The organism is Streptomyces sp. CB00455 (assembly GCF_001905445.1).
In the GTDB taxonomy this organism is placed as follows: Bacteria; Actinomycetota; Actinomycetes; order Streptomycetales; family Streptomycetaceae; genus Streptomyces.
The window spans coordinates 13,148-38,146 of the sequence record NZ_LIVQ01000010.1 but is presented as its reverse complement, the minus strand read 5'-3'; the positions used below and the strand labels follow the sequence as shown (position 1 = coordinate 38,146).

The window sequence follows — 24,999 nt, the reverse complement described above, 5'->3', positions numbered from 1 at the left end:
CCAGGGCGTGCGCTCCTGCGGGTCGCGCGTCCCGGCGTCCTGCCCGCCCCCGTCCGGGCACGGCGAAGCGCCCGCTCTCCCGCGGGGGACGGAAAAGAGAGCGGGCGCCGTTCGCGGGGGCGGAACGGTGGAGCGGCGGAGCGGCCGGAGCACGGCCTACGCCGAGGCGCGGCCGTGCAGGGTCAGGGCGCGTCCCAGCGCGGCCAGGGCCGCCGTACAGGCCAGCGTCCGGACGGTGTTGCCGGAGGCCCAGCGGCCGCCGAAGCGGGAGCGGGCCGCCGCGGCGTCGGCGCCGGCCCGTGCCAGCTGGTTGTTGAGGGGGATGTTCACGAGGGCGGTGACGGCCAGCGAGAGGCCGTACAGCGCGAAGGCGAGCCAGCCCCAGCGCGCCGCGTCGCGGCGGCCGCCGCGCTGCTGCTGCGTGGCCGCCACCCCGGTCGCGAGGAAGGCGCCGAGGAAGAGCAGACCGAACAGGCCGTTGTCGATCGCCTCGTTGATGTTGCGCATGGCGGTCACGTAGGTCTGGTCGTCGCCGCGTCCCAGTCCCGGCATCACCGAGATGTCGAAGGCGAAGTAGAGGCCGGCCATCAGTCCGGTGCCCACGGTCGCCGCCACCAGCGTCACGGATTGCGTCGTCGTGCTGCTCACTTCAGGATTCCCTTCACGGTGCGCTCGTAGCGCCTCTGCAACAGCGTGGCGCCGATCAGCCGGACGGGCGGCGGGATGGTGGCGGAGACGTGCGCGACCGACCGGCGGGAGGCGCCGTCGAACATCCACGGCTGGAGGTAGGTCATCACGCGTACGGGGGCGCTGGAGACGACCTTGCGCTCCTCGGCCAGGTAGGCCTGCTCGCCGAGCCGGTCGAAGACCGGGAAGACGATCCGCTCCTCGTCGCGGAGATGGTCGTGCAGCACGCCTTCGAAGGTCTGCGCCGCCGGGACCAGGCCGTCGCCGCGGCGGGCGATGGCCGTCGAGACGGCCGCCATGGCGGCGTCCAGCTCCTCGTGGTCCTCGTGCAGTTCGCGTGCCTGTGCGTCGAAGTCGGCGTCCCGGCGGCGCAGTCCCGGCCACAGGACGTCGTCCTCGCTGGTGTGGTGCCATTCGATGACCTGGCGCAGGCGCTGCCACCACTCGGTGCCCGCGCCGTTCCAGGCGGGGGCCGCCGCGCGCAGCCGGGCCGCGTCGCGCCGCATCGCGATGTGCATCAGGGCGAAGCCGTGGAAGTGCGGGGGAAGGTGTTCCAGTCCGTGTTCGCTGGAATACGGCTTGGGAGCGGGCACGGGAGCCTCCTGCCGGTCGGTCGTGCGCGGTGCCGGTGTGCGTCCCCGGATGCCCCGGGCACCGGGCGGCGGCCGTACCAGAGTCGCCGCCCGGTCAAGGGGTGAGTGGGGTGGTGCCGGCCGGGCCGGCGGTGCGGCGTGCCGTCAGACGTTCCAGACTCCGGAGGCGGCCGCCTCGCGGGCGAAGTCGGAGAAGTCCTTGGGCTTGCGGCCCAGGGCCTCTTCGACACCGTGCACCAGGTGCGCGTTGCGCCCGTCGAGGATCATGGTGAACAGGTCGGCGAACTCCTCCGGGAGGTCGTTCTCGCGCAGCACGGCGCGGTACTGCTCGTTGGTGACGGAGATGTACTTGATCTCGCGGCCGGTGGCCTTGGACAGTTCGGCGGCCACGTCGCTGTAGCTGAGCAGGCGCGGGCCGGAGAGCTCGTAGGTCTTGCCGATGTGCTTGTCGTCGGTCAGCGCGGCCACCACGACGTCGGCGATGTCGTCGGCGTCGACGAAGGCCTCCACGGCGTCGCCGGTCGGCAGGGCGATCTCGCCGGCCAGCACGGGCTCCAGGAAGAAGCTCTCGGAGAAGTTCTGGTTGAACCAGCTGGAGCGGACGATGGTCCAGTCGGCGCCGGAGGCCTTCAGGTTCTCCTCGGAGACCTCCGCGGCCTCCTCACCGCGCCCGGACAGCAGCACCAGGCGGCGTGCGCCGTTCGCGACGGCCACCTTGGAGAATTCGCGGACCTGCTCGGCGGCGCCCGGGAAGGCGAGGTCGGGATAGTAGGTCACGTACACCCGGTCGACGCCCTCCAGCGCCGGTACCCAGGTGGCCGGCTCGTGCCAGTCGAAGGCGGGCTCGCCGCTGCGGGAACCGATCCGGACCTCGCGGCCCTGGGCGGAAAGCTTCTCGGCGACGCGCCGGCCGGTCTTGCCGTGACCGCCGATGACGAGGGTGATCTGCGTGTTCTGAGTCATGAGTACAGTCAAGTCCAGTCTCGCGAGACGGGCCATAGCCACAAAGCTCAGTTCCATATGCCTGCGTCTACGAGTGGTCACCTCGGAGCGCGACGGGGAGAGTGTGGCTTCGGCGTGAGCCCCAGGATCGTAGGCATGCCCCCGGAGGGCGGGCCAGGGCGTCCCGAGTGGTCCTCGACCCCGGATGGACGTGTCGTCGAGCGGGTGTCCAGCGGCTCCCGACCGGCCGCCGAGCGGTCCTGTACGGCGGGACTTGAGCCGTTCTCCGGTCTCCCCCGCCACCATCGGCCCAGGAGTAACGACCCACCCGCTGGGAGGCCGCATGAACGCCACTCCGGATCATCCGGAGCTCGACCGGTTGTCCGCGGACCTGGCCGGCCTGCTCGGACGGATCGGGCTCGACCCGGCCGACGAGTGGTCCGCGCGCCGGGACCGCATCGACATCCGTTTCGCGGCCGCGGCCGCCCGGCATCCGGCCCGGGTCGCCGCCCTGGACGGGGAGGGGCAGAGGACCTACCTCGAACTGGACTGGCTGGCGGACGACATCGCGCGGCGCCTGTCGGGGCGGGCCGGTCCGGGTTCGGCGGTCGCGGTGCGCGCCCAGCGCTCCTGCGCGGCCCCTGCCGCCGTGGTGGGCGTGCTGCGCGCCGGAGCGGCGGTCCTGCCGCTGGAGGCCGGGCACAACGCGGGCCTCCAGGAGTTCCTGATGCGGGACGCCGGCGCTGGGATGGTCGTCTCGGACAGCGGCCTGCTGCGCGACGAGATCCCGGTGGCCAAGGCGGACCGGTTCGTCCTCGCGGTGCGGCCGGAGGCGGCAGTGCGCCGCGAGGTCCCGCGGGCGACGGCCTTCCTCGCGCTCCCGCCGGCCGGCGAGCCGGGCCGGGCGGCGGCCGTGCGGCCGGTGACCCACGGGGACGTGCTGTCGTGGGTGGACGCCTGTCTTCCGATGCTGGAGTCGGGACCGGACGACGTGTGGACGTACTTCCATTCCCTCAGCCTGGACCTGGGCATGCGGGAGATGTGGGGGCCGCTGCTGTCGGGCGGCCGCGCCGTCGTCGTGGACCGCGACACGGCGTCCGACGCCCGCGCGTCGGCGCGGCTGCTGGCCGAGCAGGAGGTGACGGTGCTGACGCAGCTGCCGTCCGCCTTCGCGCGGCTGGCCGCGGCGGCGCGCCGGAGCGGGAGCAGCCTGCCGGCGCTGCGGCACGTTCTGCTCTCGGACGAGCCGGTGGACGCGCCGGCCCTGGCCGACTGGCGGGACGCCGGCACCGCGCCGCAGGCCGTCCTCTGGGACGTCTCGGGGTCGCCGACCGTCCTATAGAGAAGCGGGCACGGGCAAGGGGGAGGGCCGCGGACGGCCGACCGTCCGCGGCCCTCTCCCGCGTGTCCTCGGCCGCGGCCGGCATCAGTAGTTCCCGAGGCCCCCGCACACGTTGAGCGCCTGGGCGGTGATGGAGGCGGCCAGGTCGGTGGTCAGGTAGCCGACCAGTCCGGCCACCTCCTCGGGGGTGGAGTAGCGCCCGAGCGGGATCTTGGATTCGAGCTGCTCCTGCACGTACTCCTCGGTGGTGTCCCACACCTGCGCGTACCCGCTGCGCACGCGCGCCGCCATGGGCGTCTCCACGTATCCCGGGCAGACCGCGTTGACGGTGGTGCCGGTCGGCGCGAGCTCCTTGCCGAGCGCCTTGGTAAAGCCGACCACGGCGTGCTTGGAGGCGGAGTAGGGGGCGCCGAGCAGGACGCCCTGCTTGCCCGCGGTGGAGGCGATGTTGATGATGCGGCCCCAGGGTTCGGCGCCGAGGCCGCCGTTGTTGAGCACCTCGCGCGTCAGCAGGAACACGCTGTTGAGGTTGGTGTCGATGACGTCGTGCCACAGCTCGTCGGTGATGCCCGCGGTGGCGCCGCCGCCGCTGCGGCCCGCGTTGTTGACGAGGATGCTGACCGGCGCGCCGTACGTCGCCACGGCCCCCGCGACCAGCGCCTCCACGGCGGAACGGTCGCGTACGTCGGCGGCCGCGCCCTCCACGCTCAGGCCTTCGGACTGCAGGTCGGCGACGGTCTGCTTGACCGCGGCCTCGGTGCGCGCGCAGATGAACACCCGGTGCCCGCGGGCGCCCAGGTCCCGGGCGACGGCCAGCCCGATGCCGCTGGTCGCCCCGGTGACCAGTGCCACGGGTCGTTCGGGAGCCTTGTCTCTCGCCTTCACCGTCATCTTCGTCCCTCCGTCGTTCGCCCGGTCACAGCACCAGAGCGTGCCGGAGGGCACTCGGGGCGCGACGGAAGTGGGATGGAGTGCGCCTGTGCGCCGTTGCGCCTTTGCGCCTCAGCGCCTGCGCGGTGCGCCGCCGGGTGACGGTGCGGTGCGCCGGCACCGGGTGCGGCTGCCGGTACCGGCGCACCGCATCAGCGCTCGCGCCAGCTTCCCGCGCGGCGCAACCCGCCGGAGCGGTCCCAGCCGGCCGCCTCCGTGCGCGGGGGCGCCGGCGGGCCGGCCCCGGGCCTGCTCAGCCACGCCCGCAGGACCGCCAGGACGGCGGCCGTCTCCACCGCGTCGGGGCGCCCGCGCGCGATCCTCCACGGCTCCGCTCCGTCCCGCCCCCCGGCGCCGGCCTCCGCCTCCGCCTTCCGGGCGGTCATACGGGCGGGTTGCCGTGCTTGCGCGACGGCAGGTCGGCGTACTTGGGGCGGAGCATGGCCAACGCGCCGACGAGCACCGAGCGGGTCTCGGCCGGGTCGATGACGTCGTCCACCAGGCCGCGTTCGGCGGCGTAGTAGGGGTGCATGAGCTCGGTCGTGTACTCCTTGATCTTCTGTGCCCGCATCGCGTCGGGGTCGGCGGCGGCGGTGATCTCCCGGCGGAAGATGACGTTGGCCGCGCCTTCGGCCCCCATGACGGCGATCTCGTTGGTGGGCCAGGCCAGCGCGAGGTCCGCGCCGATGGAGCGCGAGTCCATGACGATGTAGGCGCCGCCGTACGCCTTGCGCAGGACGAGCGAGATCCGCGGGACGGTGGCGTTGCAGTAGGCGTACAACAGCTTGGCGCCGTGCCGGATGATGCCGCCGTGCTCCTGGTCCACGCCCGGCAGGAAGCCGGGCACGTCGACCAGGGTGACCAGCGGGATGTTGAAGGCGTCGCAGAACTGCACGAAGCGGGCCGCCTTCTCGCTCGCGTGGATGTCGAGCACCCCGGCGAGGCTGGCGGGCTGGTTGGCGACGAAGCCGGTGACGTGTCCGTCCATCCGGGCGAGCGTGCACACCACGTTGGGCGCCCAGCCGGGCTGCACCTCGAAGTGGTCGCCGTCGTCGACGACCTCCTCGATGACCTTGCGGATGTCGTACGCCTGCTGCGGGTTGGCGGGGACGATGCCGGACAGCGCCTCGGTACGCCGGTCCGCCGGGTCGTCGCCCTGCTCGCGCGGCGGCGTCTCGCGGTTGTTGGAGGGCAGCAGCGAGAGCAGGTGCCGTACGTCCTCCAGGCAGCTGTGCTCGTCGTCGTAGGCGAAGGCGGCGACTCCCGAGACCGCGGCGTGCACGTCGGCGCCGCCGAGGCCGTTCTGCGAGATCTCCTCACCGGTGACGGCGCGCACGACGTCGGGGCCGGTGATGAACATCTGCGAGGTGCCGCGGACCATGAAGACGAAGTCGGTGAGCGCCGGCGAGTAGGCCGCGCCGCCCGCGCACGGGCCCATCATCACGCTGATCTGCGGGATGACGCCGGAGGAGCGGGTGTTGCGCTGGAAGATGCCGCCGTAGCCCGCCAGGGCCGAGACGCCTTCCTGGATACGGGCGCCGGCTCCGTCGTTGAGCGAGACCAGCGGGGCGCCGGCCGCCTCGGCCAGGTCCATCACCTTGTGGATCTTCTCCGCGTGGGCCTCGCCGAGCGCCCCTCCGAAGATGCGGAAGTCGTGTGCGTACACGAAGACGGTGCGGCCGCCGACCGTGCCCCAGCCGGTGACCACGCCATCGGTGTAGGGCCGCTTCTGCTCCAGCCCGAAGCCGCTCGCGCGGTGTCGCCGCAGGGCCTCTATCTCGTGGAAGGAGCCCTCGTCCACCAGCAGGCCGATCCGCTCGCGGGCGGTGAGCTTTCCCTTGGCGTGCTGGCGCTCGGTGGCCCGTTCGTCGGGGCCGGCCAGGGCCCGGGCCTTGATGCCGGCGAGTTCCGCGGCGCGGTCCAGGTCCGGCAGAGGGGGCGCGTCACTGATGGTCATGTGGATCCTCCAGAGGTGAAGGCCGGATTGTGGCCACCGTCGCGCGGGGGGCTCGGGACGCCGTGGAGGTCCGCTCGAACCCCGCACGAGAAACGGTCCTGGGCGCCGCTGCGACCGGCGGCCTCGGCCCGATGGGGGGCCGGCTTCGGCGGCCCCGATGGCGGGGCCGGGCTTCGGCGGCCCGATGGCGGGGCCTGGCGTCGGCCCCGGGTGCGACAGGGCTCAGGTAGCCAGGTGCAGGGTGAGGTGACCGCGCCCGGCCGGTTTCGTGCGGTACGCCGACGGCCGGCCGAAGTCGTCCCCGCCGGCCGCTGTGAGCGCCTCGCCTGCGGCTGCGGCGATGTCCCGCTCCTCGCGCAGGACGTCCCGCAGGGCCTGCTCGAAGCGGTCGATGTCCTGTGCGGTGTTGTCGTGGTGGACGGACGCCCGGACGGCGGTGGCCCCGCCCTGCGCGGCCGGGTGGAGCGGATTCTCCTGGGCGACGGTCTTCCGGAGGACGACCCCGCGCCGGGCCAGACCGCGGCGGATGCGCGCGGCCGGGACCTCGCCGTGCCGGAAGGCCAGCATGCCGGCCTGCTCCCGGCCCGGTGCGAGCAGTTCGACCCCCGGCGCCCGTTCGAGGGCGGCCCGCAGCCGGGGCAGCAGGTCGTCCTCGTACGGGAGCGAGGAGGCGGCGGTGTGGTGGGCGAGTGCGGCGTTCAGCGCGGCGGCGGCCGCCGGGGCGGGCGCCTGAGGCCGGCCGTCCCACACTCCGGGTGCGGCGTAGGCGAAGCCGGTGGCCTCCGGGCCGCGCAGGAACCTCCAGCCGTCCGCCGTGACCAGGTGGGCGCCGATGCGCGCGGCGTCGACGGGGAGCTGGCCCGCGGAGTGGGAGGCGTCGACGGCGTACCGGGCCCGGTGGGGCGCAAGGAGCTTTCCCACCTGCGCGACCGGGCTGACGGTTCCGCAGGCGGAGGAGACGTGGACGACGGAGACGAGGGCGACGTCCTCGTCGATGTGCGCCCGCATCCAGTCCAGGTCGAGATCGCCGTCCGTCCGCAGCGGGACGACCTCCAGCCGGCATCGGGTGCGGTCGCGCAGGGCGCAGAGGGTGGTCAGGTGGGCCACGCCCTCGTACGGCGTGGTCCAGATCCGGTCGCCGGGACCGAGCTCCATGCCGCGGACGTGGGCGTCGAAGGCTTCGGCCGCGCCGGTGGTCAGTACCGTGTCTTCGGCCGGGACGCCCAGCAGGGCGCCGATGCGTCCGTGCACCTCGGTGTGCAGGACGCCGCCGAGGTGTTCCTCCAGGGCGCGGGTCCCGAAGCGGTCGTCGTGGGCCGTGCAGGCGGTGAGCACGGCGCGCACCCCGTCCGGCATCCGGCCCGTGCCCGCGGTGTTCAGGTGGGCCGTTCGTTCCCTGTGGTACGTCGGCGCGTTCATCCAGGGGCCTCCCCCCGCTGTGGGGCCGCGGCACCTCCACGACCCGGTGTTCCGCATGTTGCCAAAATGCTTGGCAATACCTTGCCCAGCACCTGGCAGATTTGGCAATGCCCGCTCCGGTGAGGCTCTAGTGCGGGCTCGTTGGCAACTTCTGGCAAATATGCGTCCGGCTCTGCCACGACAACTCCCTCGCAGGTCGCCGGGGTTCGGAAACGCGCGGAGGGCCGCAGCGGTCCCCCGTTCCGGCTCCTCCGGCCTTTCCTCCAGCCTTTCTCAAGCGATTGACGAGCACATCCCGAGCGGTTGTTGCCAGTCTTCTTGGCAGAGGACTTGCCAAGACGGTTCGAACAGTTGCCACGGAGGAGTCACCATGAAGAACATCGCCCGCATCGTCGCCACCGCCGCTCTCGCCGGCGCGGCCGTCCTCACGGCCGGCGGCGCCGCCCACGCCGACGGCGGTGCCATCGACTGGCCGGTCCCCCCGACCTCGGCCGCGGCGCCGACCGTTCCCGGCACCGGCCCCCTCACCGGCCGGATCGACTGGCCGTAACCATCCATCGGCGCGAATTCCCCGGCCGTTCGCCCCTCCTCTTACGGTCGGCCTGCCGCCCCGCGAGGAATGCGCACCCGATTGCCGCCCACCGCGAAAGCCGATCGGAATCCCCCTCTCGCATTTTCCGGCACCCCGTGCGCAACGCGGGCGCGCGGAAGTACCCCACCGCAGGTGGAAGGCGGCTCAAGAGCCGCTACAGGAAAGGGATGGAATACGTCTACCCCGGCTAGCGTGCCCCCAACGGGGGCAGCTCCTTGGTCACCGGAGGGAAAGAGCCAAGGAAGTACGGAGGAGACCGTGAGAATTCAGGTTCTGGGTCCGCTGAGCGCCGAGGTCAACGGGGGATCCATAGTTCCGACCGCGGGAAAACCAAGACAGGTCCTGGCACTTCTCGCGCTCTATCCCGGGCGCGTCATGCCGGTTCCCACCCTCATGGAGGAGATCTGGGGAACCGAGCCGCCGCAGAGCGCGCTGACCACCCTGCAGACGTACATTCTCCAGCTGCGCAGGCGGCTGGGCACCGCGATGGGGCCCGACGCTCCCGGCGGCGCCAAGGAGGTGCTGGTCACCCGGCACGGCGGCTACCTGCTGCAGATACCCGAGGCCGGCGTCGACGTGTACGACTACGAACGCCTCGTCCGAGAGGGCCAGGCGGCCTTCGAGTCCGGCGACAGCCTGGTCTCCGCCGCCCGCTACCGGGCCGCTCTGGACCTGTGGCGGGGTCCGGCACTGGTCGACGTACGGGTCGGGCCGATCCTCGACATCGAGGTGATGCGCCTGGAGGAGAGCCGCCTCGTCACCGTGGAGCGGCGGATCGACGCCGACTTGCGGCTGGGCCGGCACTGCGAACTGATCGCCGAGCTCACCGAGCTGACCGCGCGCCACCCCCAGCACGAGGGACTGCACTCGCAGGTCATGGTGGCGCTGTACCGCTCGGGCCGGCAGGCGAGCGCGCTGGACGTCTACCGCCGGCTGCGGGCCCGGCTGATCGAGGACCTGGGCGTGGAGCCGTCACCGCAGCTCCAGCGGCTTCACCAGGCCATGCTGGCCGTCGATCCGCAGCTCGACGTGCTCGCCGGACCGCGCCGCACCTCGACCTTCGACCTGTTCGCGGCGTAGGGAGTGTCGGCGCCGCCCGTGCGGCGGGTCAGGCGCGCCGCACGGGCACCCCGGCGAGCCCCCGGGCGAGCGCGTCCGCGCTGCTCCGGGGACCGCCGAGGCCCGTCATGACGACGCTCACCGCGGAGCCCTTCCCGTGCGCGAGAGCCCGCGCGAGGTCGTACGCCGCCACCGCGCCGGGCCCGCACCCGCACAGCACCAGCCGCCCGCCGGAGAGCGGCAGAGCGCTGAGGGCGGCGGGCACCGCCGCGCCGGGAGGGCCGTCCAGCTCCAACGCCACGATCGTCTCCGGGCCTTGGTGGTCGCGGGTGAACAGCTCGTAACAGCCGTCCACCACGCCGGGGACGGTGAGCAGGCAGAACACGTCCGCCGAGGGCGATCCCCTGCGCAGCGTTCTCACGGCGGTGCGCCGCGGCGCGGGCGGCCGGGGGGCCATGGAGGGGGTATCGACGTCCGCCAGCAGGTCCAGCACCTGCGCGACGGTGGGATCGGGATCCCGCAGTTCGGTCAGGGCCCGCAGCAGCCCGACGCACTGGCCGAGCGCCGCGGCGGCGTCCGCGTCGGCCAGGCGCGCCCGGTCGTAGACGGCGTCGAGCACCAGCGCGCCGCCGCTCGCGTGCCGGGCGACGAGCGTGACGGGCAGGCCGGTTCCGGCGCCGACGGTACGCGGTTCGTCCACCTCGATGCCCTGCGCCTCCAGCTCGCGGCGTACACCCGTCCCCGGACCGGCCGGGCCGTCGAAGACGACGACGGTGTCTGTGAGCCGCTCCCCCGGGGGGCGGCCGGTCCACTCGCGGATGTGGTCCCCGCAGACCCACGGGTAGGCGGCCATGTCCAGCCGGGCGTCGCGCACCTGCCGCAGCAGGCCGCTGAAGGGGGCCGCGGGGTCCACCCGCACCGTCATCGGCAGCGGGCTGCCGAGCAGCCCGGGGATGCCGGCGGCCCCGGGCAGCACGATGTCGCCGCCGGAGAGCCGGACGCCGAAACTCACCGGCAGGGGGCCCTCGGTGGCCGCCGCCCGGTACAGCAGCAGCGCCCACACGGCGTGCAGGGCGCTGCTCTCGCCGACGCCGCGGGCCGCGGCCCAGGAGCGCAGCCGGGAGCCGTACGGCTCGCCCAGCCGCCGGCGCAGGTGTCCGTCGCCCCTCTGCCGGGTGTCCCCGCCGGGGCGTCCGGGGGCGGTCGCGGCGCGGCGCGGGGGTGCGGTGCGCGTCCACAGGTCCCGGGCGCCCTCGGCGCTCTGCCGGCCCAGCCAGCGCGCGTGGTCCCGCAGGTCGGGGCGGCGCTCACCGCCGGGCAGGGCGCCTCCGGCCAGGTAGGCGCGGTAGAACTCGCGCAGCAGCAGGTGGACCCCGCGCTCGTCGAGCAGGGCGCGGTGGCAGGTCAGGAGCACCCGGGTGGGCGCCCCCGGCTCGCCCTCCAGCAGCGTCAGGCGCAGCAGCGGCGGGCGGTTGAGGGCGAAGCCGTGGCGCCGGTCCTCGTCGAGTAGTTCCTGCCAGGTGGTGCCGGCGCGGGTGCGGTGGACGATCTCCACCTCGGCGCACGGGTGCAGCAGGAGCCGTGGCACCGCCGTCCAGTCGAAGGCGGCCCGCAGGATCGACTCCCGCGCGCAGACGGACTGCCAGGCCGCGCGGAAGCGGGCCCGGTCGAGCGGCCCCGACCAGTTCCAGTGGATCTGCTCCAGGTGCGGGTCGGGTCCGTCGGGGCGGGTGACGGCCTCCACGAGCAGTTCGCGCCGGTAGCCGGCCAGGGCCAGCGGCTCGCCCGCGCCCGGGTAGGGGCCCAGCAGGTCGGCCAGCAGCTCGGCGTCCAGCGTCGCGGGGCCGGGCGCGGCGGCGTCCGGGAGGAGGCGCAGGGTGTGGCGGCCCGGTCCGTGGCAGTCCAGGGTGACCTGGAAGCGGCGGTGCCGTTCGGCGATGCGGGCGGCGAACAGCTCGGCGTCCGCATCGTGGCGAAGCCCGCGCAGGCCGAGGACGAGCGCGGAGCCGGAGGCGGCGCGGCCCGCCTCGTGCACCACCGCGAGGACCGGCCCGGGCCCGTCCGCGGCGTCGTGGCGGCTCACCCTCCGGCCCGCACACCGTCGGCCCGCACACGTCCGGCCCGCGCGCGTCCGGCCCCGACACCGTCGGCCCGCAGACCATCGCCGCGCACGCCGCCGGCCCGCGCGCCCGCCGCGTGCTCGTCAGTCGCCGGCACGGGCACGGCACAGCGGGGCCGGCGCGAAGGGCACCGCGCGGAGTTGTCCTGCGTTCACGGCGTCCACCTTTCCTCGCCCCGGCCGGAGGTCACCGGTCGCAGAAAGCGTAGGTGGTCCCCCGGCCCGGGGCCCCTTTCCTCAAGCGGTGCTGGAGCGCTTCGCGAACCGGTGTCGACCGGCGCCGGGACCGCCGGAAGGGCAGGCAGGCGCCGGTGCGCGGCGCCGACCAGGTAGCGGTCCTCGACGAGATGGGTGGCGAAGCTCCACACCCCGGCCGCGGCCCCCTGATCCGCCGCGCCGGCCAGGGCGGGGTGGCCCCCGTCGTCGTGGACGAACCCGACGGCGCAGGAGCGGCGGCGCAGCCCCGGCCCCAGTGCCTTCGCGTGGGCCTCCTTCACGGTCCACAGCCACAGCAGCCGGCCCCGGCGTTCGCTCTCGGGCAGCGCGGCCAGTGCCGCGCGTTCCTCCGCCGTGCACAGGTGCCCGGGCGGCGCCTCGCGGGAGACGTCACGGTCCGCGGGCACCACCTCCACACCGATCGGGCCGGTGCGGCTGACGCCGACCACGATCAGCTCACCGGCGTGCGCCAGGCTCACCTCCACACCTTCGCCGTCGCCCCGCACCCGGGGCTGCCCGTCCGGCTCGTAGCCCAGGTCCAGGGTGTCCACGGGGACGCCCAGCGCGGCGGCGGCGGTGTGCTTCACCACGAAGCGCGACACGGCGAAGCGCATCCTCCCGGCCGCGGCGGCCGTCTGCCGGTAGCGCGGCCAGTCGCTCCCGAGCAGGGGCCGCAGCGCGGGGTCCAGCAGCACGGCCGCCAGCCACTGGCCCCACGTGGTGCGGATGACCGCCCGGCCCGTGTCGTCGAGCCGGTCGCCCACCTCGTCCCAGGGGCCTTCGGGGCCGGCGATGTGCAGGGGTGCGTCGAGGGGCTCGGGGCGGGGCCGGGTGAGGGCCATCGTTACGGCCTCCTTCTCGTGCTCATCGCAGACGGCGGACGGCGCTCTGGGCGTGCCACTTGGCCAGGCGCAGCGTCTCGGCAGCGGCCCGCCCCAGCCATGTGCGTACGTACCGCCGGGCCTCGACGAGATCGGTGCCGGCGCCCAGCACCTCCTCGACCGCCTCTTCGCGCAGCATCACCCGTTGCGCGCAGACGACCCGTACGCCGCTCCCGTCCGGGACCAGGGACCACTCGCCGCTGTGCGCGGCGACCAGGCGGGACGTCGTCAGCTCCTTGTGGACGATCCGTGCGGCCGAGGGGAAGCACAGCCGGACCGAGCGGGTGGTGAGCGTCCGGCCGTCGGGGGTGGCGCAGGTGTCCACGATGGCCAGCTGCACGCCGGGTACGTCCTCGACCACGTCGGCCGATTCCACGTGCGGGACGCGCTCGGGCCAGTCCTCGATCCGGTAGAGGAAGTCGTAGACCAGCTCGGCGGGGCCCTCGACGTGCACGCTGTCCTCGAAGGAGAGCAGCAGCTGGTCCAGGCGGTCCCAGCGCTCGGCGATCGCCTTCATGTGGGCGAGCTGCTCTGCCGGTTCCGCCTGCCACTCCTGCCGGCTGCGCCCGGTCTCGGCGGCGGGCAGTCCCTCCAGGGTGCGCTCCTGGCGCAGCGTCAGCAGCGATCGCGTCCCGCCGTGCTCCTCCACCGTCCAGACGCCGGCCGTGGGCGCGCCCGGGCGGGCGGTGTCCTCCTGCTCGAACTCGACGGTCCTCGTGTGCGGGTGCAGCGCCCGGCGTAGGTGGAAGGAGCGAACCAGCCCGTCCCGCACGTCCCAGAGCCGCAGCCGTTCCCGGACCCCGTCGAAGTCCATCCGCTCGACGTGGACGGGCGGGGGCAGCAGGAGCGGCCAGCGGACGGCGTCGGCCAACAGTCCGTAGACCACGCCGGCCGGAGCGGACACCCACGCCGTCTGCTCGCTCGCGTGCACGCGCTGCGACGACATGAGACGTACCTCCCCTGATCGTTCGACGATGCGCTCCAGGCTGCACCAGGGGACTCGAGCCTTCCTCAACCCCCGACGGCCGAGACCCCGCTGAGCCGGCCCGCCTGACCCACCTGACCTGCGTGGCCCGCCTGACCTGCGTGAACCACCTGACCTGCGTGGCCCGCCTGGGTCAGCGCGTCGGCCAGCACCCGCCAGATCTCGGCGGCCAGGTCGATGTTGGCGTCCTCCTGTGCCTGCTGTGCCAGATCGCGCAGGCCCTGGATCCCGGAGGGGTCGCCACCCAGGATCAGCAGCTGGTGGCGCAGGATCTCCAGCCGTACCTGGCCGCGGTAGGTCATCCTCGGCTGATCGGCGGCCAGCGTGCCGAGCAGGTCGCGCGCGTCGTCGTAGCGGCCGGTGGCGAAGGCGAGGTCGGCCTTGAGCGCGGTCAGGTCCTGCCGCAGGGCCGGTGTGCCCACGAAGGCGAGGGCGGCCTCGGCCTCGGCGGCGCGGCGCTGCGCCTGCTCCGGATCGGCCGGCAGCTTCTGCAGGTGCAGCCGGGCCGTGGCCAGGCGCAGCCGGATCCACAGGACCAGGTCCTCCTGGCTGCCGAAGCGGTCGAGGGCGTCGTCCAGGCAGGACTGGGCGCCGGGGTAGTCGCCCAGACGCATGCGGACGGCAGCGGCCGTCCACATCGCCTCGGCCCACAGCGCGTCGGAGCGGCCCTCGACGAGGACGGTCAGCTCGTCGGCGTGCACACGCGCGTCGCCGATGCGGCCCGCCTCGGCCTGGACGGACACGAGCGCCAGCAGGGCGGTGGCCCGGTCCTCCACGCCCAGCTCCTCGCGCAGCGCGATCCGGTGGGCCTCGACGGCAGCGTCCAGGGCCGGGGTGATCTCCCCGATGGACCGCAGGCAGCGGGCGAGCCGGGTCAGACCGCGTACGCGAAGCTCGCTGACGCCCACTTCCTCGCCGAGGCCGACGAGTTGGTCCAGCCGGTCCCGCTCCAGCGCGTGGTCGCCCTGGATGCGTGCGGCCCGTGCCAGGAGCCACAGCGCCTGCCAGCGCAGTACCGGGCTCTCGTGGCCCTCGGCAGCCAGTGCCCGGCGCAACGCCTCGACGGCGTCGGGGGACCCGGTGGACGCCGCGAGGGTGAGCGCGTGGGCCAGCGAACCGGTGGCCGGCTCCTCGAAGTCTGCGGACTCCAGACCCAGTCGGTCCGCCAGGTACCCCACGGCCCGCTCGGTCGGCTGGCGCGCCCCGGACTCCAGACGGGAGAGGTAGCCGGTGGACATGCCCTCGCCTGCCAGTGCCGTCTGGGACAGCCCCCGGGCCGTCCGTAGCTTTCTCAGGCGGTGTCCGAACGCGGGCTGTCGCAGCATGAGCATCCCTGAGGTCGCGGGCAAGAAATCTGTCGGGAACCGGCAACGAGCGTAGGACGCCCGGCAACAGGCGGGCAAACCTTTGCCACGCCTTCGCGGCCGGCCTCATGCGCACGTCATGCGCTCCTCGAGCGTTCCTCCACGGGGCCGAGGCAGACTCTCCAGAACCCGGCCCTGCCCCCGGCCGGCGCCCTGCTCTTTTCTGGTACGAAGCGCCCTGGAGTCGACGATGAGGCCATCGGTGTGCGCATCCCGCGCGTCCTGGACGCCCGCAGCCCACACCACGCCCACCCGGCCCTCCGCCCGGCGCCCGGACGCGGCGCGCAGGACCCACCCGGACGACGACATCGGCTGGCCGAACAGCCAGGAGGGCTCCAGCAGGCCGGGCCGCCGACCCGCGTGCCGCCCCGCGCGCCGATGCCCCGGCGGCGCGAAGCAGATTTCCTCAAGCATGGTTGAGGACCCTCGATATGATCATATGGCGACATGACCATGAGGACTCTCTACCTGCTCTGCTCCGCCGCACCGCCCGTCTTCGACGTGGCCCACGTGATCGAGAACGCCCAGGCCAGTGGCTGGGACGTGTGCCTGGGTCTCACCCCCACCGCGGCGCACTGGGTGGCCGGGAGCCTCGACGGGCTGGCCGCGCTCACCGGTCATCCCGTGCGCTGGCAGTACAAGCTGCCCGGCGAGGCCGACGTGTGGCCGCAGGCCGACGCGCTGCTCTTCGCGCCGGTCACCTTCAACTCCGTCAATGCGTGGGCCCTCGGCCTGACCGACCGCTTCGCCGTGGGCGTCGCGGCCGAGGCGATCGGCAAGGGCATTCCCGTCGTGGCCATGCCCTGCACCAACGCCGCGCTGGCCGCACACCCCCGCTTCGACCAGTCCCTCGCCGCCCTGCGCGGCGCCGGTGTGGAACTCCTCTACGGCGAGGGCGGCTTCACCCCCGGGCCGGCCGGCCAGGACGACCCGCCGCACTTTCCCTGGCAGGCCGCACTCGACGCCCTGAACCGCCCCGGCACCGCCCAGGCCTGAGGCGTCCGCTTCCCGGCCGCGTTCCCGCGCAAGCAGCCGCTTGCGTCTCACCGCCCATGACGTTGCGGAACCATCCCCGCTCCACCTCCGCCAGGTGTCGCACCAGCACCGGCAGGCTCAGCCCGGACGGCGCCACCGGTCGGCGCCACCGGCCGGACCCCCGCACGTGCGCCCGCGGGCCGGTGAGCGGCCCCGCCCGGGCACCCGGGCTCAGACGGCGTACAGGTCGAAGGTCGACCCCCGCTTCGGTCCCGCCTGCACGTCCAGCGCCGGATCCACCGTCAGCATCGCCTGGTGCAGGCGCTGGAGCTGCGGTGACGGTTCCACGCCCAGGTCCTCGATCAGCCGGCCCCGCAGCCGGCGGTACACGTCCAGGGCCGTCGCCTGGCGCCCCGACCGGTACAGCGCGACCATCGCCTGCGAGTGCAGCCCCTCGTGCTGCGGATGCCGGGCGATCAGCTCGGTCAGTTCGGCCAGCAGTTCCGTGTGCCGGCCCAGCCGCAGGTCCACGTCGATCCGCCGTTCCACGGTGACCAGCCGGCTCTCCTCCAGCCTCATCACCTCGATCTCCAGGATCGGTCCCACCCGTACGTCGACCAGGGCGGGCCCCTGCCACAGCGCGAGCGCCGCGCGCAGCATGGCCGCAGCGCTCTCGTCGTCGCCCTGCTCGAAGTCGCTGTGCCCCCGGGCCACGAGGGTCTCGTACTCGTGCACGTCCACCGCCTCCGGCGGGATCTGCAGCAGGTACCCGCCGTGCCGCGTGGCAAGGACCTCTTTCGCGCCACCAGGACTTCCCGGGCCGCCGCCCGGCCCCATGGCGGTCCCGAGCCGCCGGCGCAGCTGGAGTATGTAGGTCTGGAGGGTCGTGAGCGCACTCTGCGGGAGGTCGGTGCCCCAGAGCTCCTCCATGAGCGTGGGCACCGGCATCACCCGCCCCGGGTAGAGGGCGAGGAGCGTCAGGATCTGCCGCGGCTTGCGTGCGGTCGGAACGATCGAACCCCCGTTGACCTCGGCACTCAACGGACCCAGCACCTGAATCTTCACGGTCTCCTCCGCAAGTCGTCGAGTCCCTCGTCGTTCGGCCTTCGACTCGGGGCACGGTAGCGGGCCCCGAACGATGTCACCGGATCCTCAAGCCCCTTTCGAGCCCCCCTCCAAGCCCCGCCCCACGGCCGCGAACCTGCCGCCGCATCCCGGCGGAACACCGCCTGGACCGCCCCCGGAAGCCCCACCCCGATGTCCAAATCCAGCCCCTCACGCCTCGCGCCCCGGACTCCGCCGCCCCTGCCGGGGGGACGAACCGAACCCACCCCGGACTCCCGGCCCACACCGGCCCGAATCCGCCGTACGCCCCCCACCAGGCCCGCAAGCGACACCGGAACCCACACCTGCCGCGCCCCCGCCCCGGACCGGCACTCCCCCCGCCCCACCGCCGGCCCTGCACCGGCGTGCCGTCCGAGCCCCGCCCGGGCCGGGGCACCCTCCTCAAACGGAATCCACCCCGGCCGTACGTCCCAGCCCGACAGACACTCCCGACCCATGACCGACGCCACCACGCGCCCCACCCAAAACCAGAAACCCCCCGCCGGGCACGCCCCGCCCCTCCACGCCCCACCCCTCCATGCCGAGATCCGCCCGACCACACACCCCGCCGCGCCCACCCCACCTCGCACCCGCACCCGCACCCGCACCCGCACCCGCACCCGCACCGACGACAGCCGTACGGCACCCCCACGGACAGCACGCCCACGCATGAACCACCGCGCCACCCAACGCCGTTGATGCCGACCCCCCAGCCGGTTCCGCCCTATCCCGGCGCCCCGGCCGGACGGCGCTCCGGCGCCCCTCACACACCCGAGGGTCACGACGCCGAAGCGCGCCCGCCCCCTCGCCCGCCGGTCCGGTCCCGGATCCCGCAGCCCCGGACCACGCGCCAGCCGAGCTACTCGCCCGCCGGGTCTCCCCCGACCACGTCGCCCGGCGGCAGCGGCACCACGCCGCCCCCGTCGCCCTCGGCGCCGCCCGCCTTCCCGTTCGGCACCGCTCCCGTCGGCGCGACTCCTCCCAGCGGGGCCGCCCACAGCGGAACCACCGTCCCACCGCTCACAGCGCGCTCCGCACCGCCTGCGCCCCTCCCACCCCGCCCCCGAGGAACTCCACGGCCTCGTCGCACCACTGCCCGCCCGCCGCAGCCGCCCCGGAGCCGGCCGCCGTGCCGCCCCGCCCCGCCGTCCGGTACTCCCGCACCCGCTCGCCGTCCACGAGGCCCGGCAGCAGCAGGGCCCACATGGCCGCCACCTTCCGCTGCAGCTCTGCGTACGGCATCCCCGTCCCGGACAAGACCTCGATCCCGCACGCGACGGCCGCCACCAGCGCCTCGGTGCTCTCCCAGCGGCCGCCCGCCGCCGGGAGTTCCCCCGTGTCCCGTGCCAGCCGGAGCAACGTGCACACCGCCGAGATCCACGCCGCGTGGAAGTCCACCACCACCGGCCGCGCCCCGGCCGGCCCCCGGGGTCCCGCCCCGCACTCCTTGGTGATCCGGAAGCTCGCCGGGACCGCCGGGTCCTCGTGCAGCGTCCGCGCCAGCCAGTGCGTGATGTCGATCAGCGCCTGCAGCGGCGACGCCCCCGCTTCGCGCAGGGCCCGTACCGCATCGTGCAGCAGGGCGTACCCCCGCTGCTGCACCGCCTCCGCCAGTTCGTCCTTGGAGGCGAAGTGGAAGTACAGCGCCCCCTTCGTCACCCCGGCCGCGCCCGCGATCTCACCCAGCGTCGCGTTGGCGTAGCCGTTGCGGTGGAACATCTCGGCCCCGGCGCAGACCAGCCGCCTGCGGGTCCGCTCCGACCTCTCCTGCACCGAGCCGTCTCCTTTTCCGCCGCCGACAAAGCCCCCGCCCCTCGCGGGCCCCTGGGGGCCGGAGGGCGGAGAGCGGTGGTCCCGAAAGGCCCCAGGGCCCCCGGTGACCTGCGAACCACGGCGACGTCAGACCCGTACGAGCCGCTCGCCCCCGGGCTCGACGGCGGGCTCGGACAGGCTCTCCGGACCCGCCATCAGGATGGAGCGCTGCAGGCGCCGCAGCGCCACGGACGGCTCCAGCCCCAGCTCGCGCACCAGCGTTCCGCGCAGCCGCTGGTAGACGTCCAGCGCCTCACCGCGCCGGCCCGAGCGGTGCAGGGCGAGCATGAACTGGCCGTGCAGGTTCTCGTGCGTGCGGTAGCGGGTCGCCAGCACGGTCAGCTCGGCCAGCAGCTCCCGGTGCCGGCCCAGCCGCAGATCGGCCTCGATCCGCTGGTCGAGGGCGCACAGCCGCGTCTCCTCGAGCCGCCGGATCTCCATGTCCAGCTGGACCCCGCCCTGTACGTCGGCGAAGGCGGGCCCGGTCCACAGGGCCAGGGCCTCGCGCAGCAGCCGCGCCGCGGCGGGGAAGTCCCCCGCGTCCATCGCGCGGTAGCCGGTCCCGGCGAGCCGGTCGAACTCCCGGACGTCCAGGGTGCCGCCACCACTGCTCAGCAGATAGCCGCCCGGCAGCGTCACGAGTATGTCCTTGGCGGTCCGCACGGCCGCGCCCGGCGCGGCATCCGGGTCCGCACCGGACTGCTCGCCGTCGGCCGCGCCCCGCTCCAGGGCGGTCGCGATGAGGGCACGTAACTGCAGGACGTACGTCTGGAGCGTCGTCCGCGCACTGCGCGGCGGTTCACCCGCCCACAGCTCTTCTATGAGCGCCGATACGGGCACCACCTGATCGGCATGGAGGGCCAGGAGCGCCAGGACCTGCCGGGGCTTGGGGGCGGTCGGCGTGATGGAGATCCCGTTCTCCCGCACAGCCAACGCGCCCAGTACATCGATGTCCACGCCGTACTCCCCTGTCCTTGGATGAGTCGCACAGTCAGTAGAAAACAGGACCGACGGTTTGTCAATATCAAACCGGTTGTGCTGTTTTGAAGACCAGCGCGACCCCAGCATGGCTCAAGAACCCATTTCCACCTGCGGTTTCGCCTTTTGTTCCACATCCACCGCCAGCGGCCGAACCCCTCAACCACCCCTCGACAAAGGCCACAGGAGGGGCGTCACCCCCTCCTCAAACAGACCGGTCAGTCTGGTATTTCGCCCCGCTGCGCGACGCAATCACGGCCAGTCACACCAGCCGACCCGCCCGCCCCTTCCGGGACCAGCACACCCAGCGTCCGGTCGGCCGCGAGCCGCGGAAGGACCAGCGCCCAGAACCGGGCGAGCGCGTGCGGCGCGAGCCAGTCCCGTTCACCGGCGCCCAGGACCTCCAGCCCCACGGTGGAGGCCACCACCACACTCGCCGCGTCCTGCGGGGAGAGCCCGTCGGCCAGCTCCCCCTGCCGCGCCGCGGCCCGCGTGGCCTCCTCGACCCACAGGCGCCACTGCCGGCGCAGGTCGACCCCGCTCGTGCGGGAGACGTCCGCACACAGCCCGAAGCCCGCCCGGACCACGACGTCCGCCGCCAGCAGGGCCATCAGGTCGTGGGTGGCATCCACCAGCACCTGGAGGGCGTTGCCGTCCACCGGCCCCGCCACGGCCCGTCTCCCGGCGGTGACCTCCCTCAGCGCCTCGGCCGCCCGGTCCTCGACGGCCTGGGCGAGCGCGGTCTTGCTCTCGAAGTGGAAGTGCAGACCGCCGGCGCTCACACCGGCCCGTCGGCTGATCGCCGCGATCGACGCGGTGACGAAGCCCTGCTCGGCGAACACCTCCGCCGCAGCACGGATCAGAGTTTCTCGCGTGCGGGCCGCACGCTCCTGCTTGACCATGAAGTCTCCACAAACCGCCAATGCGGTTTGCCCAGAGGGGTACGGGATCTTGGCGGCCACAGTCTGCGGCCGCAACGGAGCGCGGCTCGTGTCCCACTGGAGCCGTGACACACCAGCCCGCCCCGCGAACGCACTTCAGGCCGTATACCCGGTCCGCGCGCCCTCACCACCGCCAGGACGAGGGGATCGTCCCTCAGCCGCCGGGACGGGAACCGCGATCCGCGGGGCGCGGCCTCACGGCAGCGCCAGTTCGGGCTCCTGCACCGGCTCCGGCCCGAGCCCCATCTCCGCGGTCACCCGCCGCCCCCGGTCGGGGTCCAGGTCCAGCCTGGCGAGCACCGCCGGCGTGGCGATGCTCGGGTAGATGTGCTGGTAGACGGCGGCCACCCGCTGTTCGAGGTCCGTCCGTTCGTTGAGGGTCTGCGAGAAGATCTGCGCACCCGTCCAGCATGCGGAGAGGATCCAGGCCGTCTCGGCGGGATTCACGTGCGGCAGCAGTTCGCCCTGCTCCTTCGCCTCGCAGAGCAGGGCGCGCGTGAATTCGATCCAGCCCGGTACGGACCCCCCGCCGAAGATGTCGCGCATGCCGGGGCCCAGGGAGAGCCGGGCCCCCGCGCTGAGCATCGGTTCGCGCTTCATCCGGTACGCCAGCACCATCGCGACGTCCGCGAGTTCCTGCAGCTTGCTCTCCCGGTGGGGCACCCCGCCCTCGGCGAACTGCTCTTCGAGCACGCCCTGGGCCAGCTCCTGCTTGGAGGAGAAGTGGAAGTAGAGGGCGCCCTTGGTGACGCCCGCCCGGGAGAGGATGTCGGCGATGGTGGCCGCGTCGTAGCCGCGCTCGTCGAAGACCGCCGCCGCCGCTTCCAAGATCGCGCGACGCGTACGTACCGCACGCTCTTGCCGTGCCACGGTGCCTCCGTTGTTCGAGGGATCGCGCTTGCCGGATCCCCGTACAGGATCCACCACCCCATGAAAACCAACCAGAAGGTCCGTATTTTAGTCAAGCACTCCCGCACAGGCCAGCATCACAATCCGTCACCTCTCCGCCAAAACCCCCCTGCCCTCTCCCACCGCTTCCATCCCTCCCACCTCACACACCCCGGGCCTCGGGCCCCAGCACCACCGGAAGCCCCTGCAGTCCGTTGGAGATGAACGACGCCACCCGCGGCAGCCCCCCGGTCCCCGAAGCCGACCGCACCGGCGCCGGAAACCGCTCAAAGAAGCGCTGCACCGCGATCGCGCACTCCGCCCGCGCCAGGGTCGCGCCCAGGCAGTAGTGGGTCCCGAAGCCGAAGGAGAGGTGCTGCCCGCGCGTCTCGCGGGTGACGTCGAACCGCTCCGCGTCCGCCCCGTGCACCTGCGGATCCCGTCCGGCCGAGCCGAAGGACACCAGGATCGGATCCCCCTGGGGGATCACCACCCCCTCGCCCATGTCGATGTCCTCCACCGCGAACCGCAGCAGCCCGTACGAGGCCGGCGGCTCGATGCGCAGCGCCTCCTCGACCACGTCGTCCCAGGAGGCGATCCCGTCGCGCACGAGCTTCAACTGATCGGGGTGGCGCAGCAGTTCGTCCAGAGCGGTGCAGATGAGGTTGACGGTGGTCTCGTACCCGGCCGTGAAGAGCAGGATCAGGTTGTCGACCAGCTCCTTCTCGCTGAGCCGCGCCGCCCCGTCCTCCTCGCCGCCCGAGTCCCGGGCGGCGATCAGCACACTGGTGAGGTCCTCCCCGGGGTGCTCCCGCCGGTGGGCGACCAGGTCGGCCATCGTCAGGTCCAGGTCGACGGCGTTCTGCTGCGCGGCCTCGACCGTGATCGTCGTGTCGAAGAAGGCTTTGATGATCTTGTGCAAGGGGGCCCACGACCGCTCCGGGATCCCGAAGAGCTCGAAGACCATGCGGGTCGGCAGCTCGTGCGCGAACTCCGCCCGCAGGTCGATCACCTGGCCGGGCGGCAGCGCGGCCAGGCCGTCCAGCAGCTCGTCCACGACCTCCTCGATGCGCGGCCGCAGCGCGATCACGCGTCGCGAGGTGAAGGCGGCGGCCACCGGCTTGCGCAGGCGCGTGTGCTCGGCGCCGTAGGCGGTGATCATGTTCTGTACGGACACCCAGATCGCCAGCGGCCATTCGTTGCCGACCTCTCCGCTGATCCACGCCGGCCAGTGCCGGTAGGCGTCCTTCGACACCCTCGGGTCCACCAGCAGCCTGCGGATGTCCGCGTGCCGGTTGACGGCCCAGGCGGTCACCCCGCCGGGCAGCAGCACCGGGGTCGCCGGCGCCTGCTCACGGATGCGCGCCGCCTCGGCGTGCATCTCCGCTCCGGAGAGGTCGATCGCTATGGGGCACTGACGGTTGTTCATCTGAGAGCTCTCCAGGATGGTGACGTACATCGGTCACAGGGTGCAGCACACCGCCGACACCTTGCGTTCAGAAACCATCCATCCGGTTCTTTACCGACCGGTGGCGGCCCCGATTCTGACATTGACCCGCCCCGCCTGCCAATGGTTTGCGAGGTACGTCCGGTCACATGACGATCATTCAAAAGCAGCTCGAACGCCACTCGTTGAACAACACGTGACGATGCCCTGCCGGACCGGCACATATGACCGGAAGACCGGTTCCCACTTGGGGCGTGATCCCCCGCACCACGTCCGGCCGCCCCCGCCCTGATATTCGCTGGTGGACGTCGTGGCGACCCCGTGCCATCCCGTTTGCCCACCCCCCGGCACCCACGCACCGGCGACATCCACTCTCCCTCCGCACCTTGCAAACAAAACCGGAGAGTACGTATCTTGCGTCTCGCGTACGCAACCCATCCCATCCGTCAAACGGCTCTGCGGGAGAGGTCCCATGACCATGCTGACGATCCGGAACGATGCGCCCGTTCTCCCCCTGCGGGGTACGGCGGAGGCCTGGACTCGCTGCAACGAGGCCCCGGTCCTGACCAGGACGGTGCCCAGGGAGTACGTCCACCGCACTTCGCTCGCCGAGGTCTTCCTGACCGGGTGCGACCGCCTGTCCGACGACACCTTCTCCCTCACCGGGCAGTGGCCCCGCGCCCACACCTTCTTCACCAGCGCCGACGGCACCAGCCACGACCCGGTGCAGGCCGGCGAGACCATCAGACAGGCGGGGCTCTACCTGTGCCACGCCGTGTACGGGGTACCCCTCGGTCACAACGTCCTGCTGTGGAGCCTGGACTTCACGTCCCACCCCGAGCAGCTGCGCATCGGCCGGGGCCCCAGCGAACTCGACATCACCGCGAGGTGCACGGACTTCGGCTGGAAGGGCAACCGGTTCTCCGGCTTCCTCCAGGTCGACATCCACCGCGACGGGCAACTTGCCGCTTCCGGCACATCCCGCTTCGCCTGCGTCGCCCCCGCCACCTACCGCCGACTGCGCGGCGACCGCGGCCACGCCGGCATAGCGGACCCGATGGCCCGTCGTACGCCCGTCCCCGCCGCGTCCGCCGGCCGGCTGCTGCCCTTCGACGTGGTCCTCGCCCCCGGCGACCGGCCCGGCCGCTGGCTGTTGAACCCCGACCTGGACCACCCGATCCTCTTCGAGCACGCCAACGACCACCACCCCGGCATGGTGCTGGTCGAAGCCGCCCGTCAGGCCGCCTGCGGGCTGCACCTCCCCGGCGCGTTCACCCCCGCCGGCCTGTCCACCGAGTTCCTCCAGTACGCGGAGCTGGACACCCCGTGCTGGGTCGACGCCACCCTGCTCGCCCCCGGCCGCGTCGAGGTCGTCGGCCACCAGGAAGGCCGCACCGTCTTCACCTCAACGGTGACCGGCGCAGCCTGACCCGCCCGCCCCACCCCGCCCGTATCCCTGCTCCCCCCGCTGCCCCCGAGCCGCACCCCCTGCGGTGACACCAGCTCCCACGGCCGGGGCCGCCGACCCCCGGCCCCGGACCCGCCGAACCAGCAGCGATTCCCCCGGGGGCGTAGACGTACCACCGCACCACCGCATCCCGGCCGTCCGGGACCCCTCAGGGTTGTCCCTTCGATCAGGCCGAGCCAACTGCTCATCTCTTCATCTGCTCACCGGTGAGCCGGATCACCGCGTCCACCGACTCCGGCTCCCCGGCAAGATCCGTTCCCCTGCACTGCGGCCGGCCGCCGTCCCTCGCGGCGTCCCATC

General features: G+C 73.3%; 24 protein-coding genes. 5 read left to right on the top strand and 19 right to left on the bottom strand.

All coding sequences use genetic code 11. The annotated features are described in order from the left end of the window. Nucleotides 1–156: 156 nt before the first annotated feature. The 3 genes from AMK16_RS30005 to AMK16_RS29995 form a co-directional block, all read right to left on the bottom strand. A complete protein-coding gene (locus tag AMK16_RS30005) occupies nt 157–648 on the bottom strand; it encodes an anthrone oxygenase family protein (RefSeq protein WP_073920479.1) in 492 nt (163 codons plus the stop codon). After that, nucleotides 645–1,280: a hemerythrin domain-containing protein gene (locus AMK16_RS30000; protein ID WP_073920478.1), complete on the bottom strand. Its 636-nt coding sequence runs from the start codon at nt 1,278–1,280 to the stop codon at nt 645–647. Before AMK16_RS30000 ends, AMK16_RS30005 begins: the two co-directional genes overlap by 4 nt. 144 nt (nt 1,281–1,424) lie before the next feature. Next, the gene (locus tag AMK16_RS29995) at nt 1,425–2,243 is read right to left on the bottom strand and encodes an NmrA family NAD(P)-binding protein (protein ID WP_073920477.1); all 819 of its coding nucleotides are present in this window, start codon (nt 2,241–2,243) and stop codon (nt 1,425–1,427) included. A gap of 322 nt (nt 2,244–2,565) precedes the next feature. On the opposite strand from AMK16_RS29995, the gene AMK16_RS29990 reads away from it, so the two are divergent. Next, nucleotides 2,566–3,564, top strand: coding sequence for an AMP-binding protein (locus AMK16_RS29990; RefSeq protein WP_073920476.1), 999 nt, complete (start codon nt 2,566–2,568; stop codon nt 3,562–3,564). A gap of 84 nt (nt 3,565–3,648) precedes the next feature. Here the strand turns inward: AMK16_RS29990 and AMK16_RS29985 are convergent, their stop codons facing one another. The 4 genes from AMK16_RS29985 to AMK16_RS29970 all read right to left on the bottom strand — a co-directional run bounded on the left by AMK16_RS29985 (nt 3,649) and on the right by AMK16_RS29970 (nt 7,870). Then, nucleotides 3,649–4,455, bottom strand: a complete 807-nt coding sequence (locus tag AMK16_RS29985; RefSeq protein WP_073920475.1) for an SDR family NAD(P)-dependent oxidoreductase — start codon at nt 4,453–4,455, stop codon at nt 3,649–3,651. A 191-nt stretch (nt 4,456–4,646) separates the two neighbouring features. Further along, on the bottom strand, nt 4,647–4,880 hold the full coding sequence (locus AMK16_RS29980) for an acyl-CoA carboxylase epsilon subunit (protein ID WP_073920474.1): 234 nt from the start codon (nt 4,878–4,880) through the stop codon (nt 4,647–4,649). After that, nucleotides 4,877–6,451 (bottom strand): acyl-CoA carboxylase subunit beta, encoded by a 1,575-nt coding sequence (locus AMK16_RS29975; protein WP_073920473.1) that lies wholly within the window; start codon nt 6,449–6,451, stop codon nt 4,877–4,879. Before AMK16_RS29975 ends, AMK16_RS29980 begins: the two co-directional genes overlap by 4 nt. Before the next feature lie 222 nt (nt 6,452–6,673). Further along, entirely contained in the window at nt 6,674–7,870 is a 1,197-nt protein-coding gene (locus tag AMK16_RS29970) for an aminotransferase class V-fold PLP-dependent enzyme (RefSeq protein ID WP_073920472.1), read from the bottom strand. 370 nt (nt 7,871–8,240) lie between these two features. Here AMK16_RS29970 and AMK16_RS29965 point away from each other — a divergent pair, with 370 nt between their 5' ends. After that, entirely contained in the window at nt 8,241–8,420 is a 180-nt protein-coding gene (locus AMK16_RS29965; RefSeq protein WP_073920471.1) for a hypothetical protein, read from the top strand. 300 nt (nt 8,421–8,720) lie between these two features. Next, entirely contained in the window at nt 8,721–9,542 is an 822-nt protein-coding gene (locus AMK16_RS29960) for an AfsR/SARP family transcriptional regulator (RefSeq protein ID WP_073920470.1), read from the top strand. A 28-nt stretch (nt 9,543–9,570) separates the two neighbouring features. On the opposite strand, the gene AMK16_RS29955 is transcribed toward AMK16_RS29960, so the two are convergent. The 4 genes from AMK16_RS29955 to AMK16_RS29940 form a co-directional block, all read right to left on the bottom strand. Beyond that, nucleotides 9,571–11,604, bottom strand: a complete 2,034-nt coding sequence (locus AMK16_RS29955) for a condensation domain-containing protein (RefSeq protein WP_073920469.1) — start codon at nt 11,602–11,604, stop codon at nt 9,571–9,573. Nucleotides 11,605–11,792: 188 nt separating this feature from the next. Then, nucleotides 11,793–12,698 (bottom strand): 4'-phosphopantetheinyl transferase family protein, encoded by a 906-nt coding sequence (locus AMK16_RS29950; protein ID WP_073920468.1) that lies wholly within the window; start codon nt 12,696–12,698, stop codon nt 11,793–11,795. Nucleotides 12,699–12,720: 22 nt separating this feature from the next. Beyond that, nucleotides 12,721–13,683: an SRPBCC family protein gene (locus AMK16_RS29945; RefSeq protein ID WP_073920467.1), complete on the bottom strand. Its 963-nt coding sequence runs from the start codon at nt 13,681–13,683 to the stop codon at nt 12,721–12,723. A gap of 65 nt (nt 13,684–13,748) precedes the next feature. Continuing rightward, nucleotides 13,749–15,047 carry a helix-turn-helix domain-containing protein gene (locus AMK16_RS29940; protein ID WP_079191816.1) on the bottom strand — a complete coding sequence of 433 codons (1,299 nt, stop codon included), beginning with the start codon at nt 15,045–15,047 and terminating at the stop codon, nt 13,749–13,751. A 486-nt stretch (nt 15,048–15,533) separates the two neighbouring features. Here AMK16_RS29940 and AMK16_RS29930 point away from each other — a divergent pair, with 486 nt between their 5' ends. After that, nucleotides 15,534–16,082 (top strand): flavoprotein, encoded by a 549-nt coding sequence (locus AMK16_RS29930; protein ID WP_073920465.1) that lies wholly within the window; start codon nt 15,534–15,536, stop codon nt 16,080–16,082. Here the strand turns inward: AMK16_RS29930 and AMK16_RS38630 are convergent. The 8 genes from AMK16_RS38630 to AMK16_RS29895 all read right to left on the bottom strand — a co-directional run bounded on the left by AMK16_RS38630 (nt 15,988) and on the right by AMK16_RS29895 (nt 23,243). Beyond that, a complete protein-coding gene (locus AMK16_RS38630; protein ID WP_073920464.1) occupies nt 15,988–16,218 on the bottom strand; it encodes a mycothiol transferase in 231 nt (76 codons plus the stop codon). The two genes, AMK16_RS29930 and AMK16_RS38630, sit on opposite strands and share 95 nt — an antisense overlap. Nucleotides 16,219–16,292: 74 nt before the next feature. Further along, complete coding sequence (locus tag AMK16_RS29920; RefSeq protein WP_073920463.1) at nt 16,293–17,126, bottom strand: AfsR/SARP family transcriptional regulator; 834 nt, start codon at nt 17,124–17,126, stop codon at nt 16,293–16,295. An 898-nt stretch (nt 17,127–18,024) separates the two neighbouring features. After that, nucleotides 18,025–18,189 (bottom strand): hypothetical protein, encoded by a 165-nt coding sequence (locus AMK16_RS36395; RefSeq protein ID WP_158071263.1) that lies wholly within the window; start codon nt 18,187–18,189, stop codon nt 18,025–18,027. Next, nucleotides 18,186–18,938 (bottom strand): ScbR family autoregulator-binding transcription factor, encoded by a 753-nt coding sequence (locus tag AMK16_RS29915; protein WP_073920462.1) that lies wholly within the window; start codon nt 18,936–18,938, stop codon nt 18,186–18,188. The genes AMK16_RS36395 and AMK16_RS29915 overlap by 4 nt, the downstream gene beginning before the upstream one ends. Before the next feature lie 126 nt (nt 18,939–19,064). Next, nucleotides 19,065–19,934, bottom strand: a complete 870-nt coding sequence (locus AMK16_RS29910) for an AfsR/SARP family transcriptional regulator (RefSeq protein ID WP_073920461.1) — start codon at nt 19,932–19,934, stop codon at nt 19,065–19,067. Nucleotides 19,935–20,173: 239 nt separating this feature from the next. Continuing rightward, nucleotides 20,174–20,857 (bottom strand): ScbR family autoregulator-binding transcription factor, encoded by a 684-nt coding sequence (locus tag AMK16_RS29905; RefSeq protein ID WP_073920460.1) that lies wholly within the window; start codon nt 20,855–20,857, stop codon nt 20,174–20,176. Between the two features lie 234 nt (nt 20,858–21,091). Continuing rightward, nucleotides 21,092–21,766, bottom strand: a complete 675-nt coding sequence (locus AMK16_RS29900; protein WP_073920459.1) for a ScbR family autoregulator-binding transcription factor — start codon at nt 21,764–21,766, stop codon at nt 21,092–21,094. Between the two features lie 181 nt (nt 21,767–21,947). Beyond that, complete coding sequence (locus AMK16_RS29895) at nt 21,948–23,243, bottom strand: cytochrome P450 family protein (protein ID WP_242438994.1); 1,296 nt, start codon at nt 23,241–23,243, stop codon at nt 21,948–21,950. 460 nt (nt 23,244–23,703) lie between these two features. Here AMK16_RS29895 and AMK16_RS29890 point away from each other — a divergent pair, with 460 nt between their 5' ends. Next, nucleotides 23,704–24,660, top strand: a complete 957-nt coding sequence (locus tag AMK16_RS29890) for a ScbA/BarX family gamma-butyrolactone biosynthesis protein (protein WP_073920458.1) — start codon at nt 23,704–23,706, stop codon at nt 24,658–24,660. Nucleotides 24,661–24,999 lie beyond the last annotated feature (339 nt).

Excerpts from the sequence above, each read along its gene's own strand:
- AMK16_RS29950 (WP_073920468.1), bottom strand. The coding sequence starts at position 12,698 with ATGGCCCTCACCCGGCCCCGCCCCGAGCCCCTCGACGCACCCCTGCAC.
- AMK16_RS29905 (WP_073920460.1), bottom strand. The coding sequence starts at position 20,857 with ATGGTCAAGCAGGAGCGTGCGGCCCGCACGCGAGAAACTCTGATCCGT.
- AMK16_RS29980 (WP_073920474.1), bottom strand. The coding sequence starts at position 4,880 with ATGACCGCCCGGAAGGCGGAGGCGGAGGCCGGCGCCGGGGGGCGGGAC.
- AMK16_RS29970 (WP_073920472.1), bottom strand. The coding sequence starts at position 7,870 with ATGAACGCGCCGACGTACCACAGGGAACGAACGGCCCACCTGAACACC.
- AMK16_RS29995 (WP_073920477.1), bottom strand. The coding sequence starts at position 2,243 with ATGACTCAGAACACGCAGATCACCCTCGTCATCGGCGGTCACGGCAAG.
- AMK16_RS29895 (WP_242438994.1), bottom strand. The coding sequence starts at position 23,243 with ATGTACGTCACCATCCTGGAGAGCTCTCAGATGAACAACCGTCAGTGC.
- AMK16_RS29990 (WP_073920476.1), top strand. The coding sequence starts at position 2,566 with ATGAACGCCACTCCGGATCATCCGGAGCTCGACCGGTTGTCCGCGGAC.
- AMK16_RS29965 (WP_073920471.1), top strand. The coding sequence starts at position 8,241 with ATGAAGAACATCGCCCGCATCGTCGCCACCGCCGCTCTCGCCGGCGCG.
- AMK16_RS29940 (WP_079191816.1), bottom strand. The coding sequence starts at position 15,047 with ATGCTGCGACAGCCCGCGTTCGGACACCGCCTGAGAAAGCTACGGACG.
- AMK16_RS29930 (WP_073920465.1), top strand. The coding sequence starts at position 15,534 with ATGACCATGAGGACTCTCTACCTGCTCTGCTCCGCCGCACCGCCCGTC.
- AMK16_RS29945 (WP_073920467.1), bottom strand. The coding sequence starts at position 13,683 with ATGTCGTCGCAGCGCGTGCACGCGAGCGAGCAGACGGCGTGGGTGTCC.
- AMK16_RS29985 (WP_073920475.1), bottom strand. The coding sequence starts at position 4,455 with ATGACGGTGAAGGCGAGAGACAAGGCTCCCGAACGACCCGTGGCACTG.
- AMK16_RS29890 (WP_073920458.1), top strand. The coding sequence starts at position 23,704 with ATGACCATGCTGACGATCCGGAACGATGCGCCCGTTCTCCCCCTGCGG.
- AMK16_RS29975 (WP_073920473.1), bottom strand. The coding sequence starts at position 6,451 with ATGACCATCAGTGACGCGCCCCCTCTGCCGGACCTGGACCGCGCCGCG.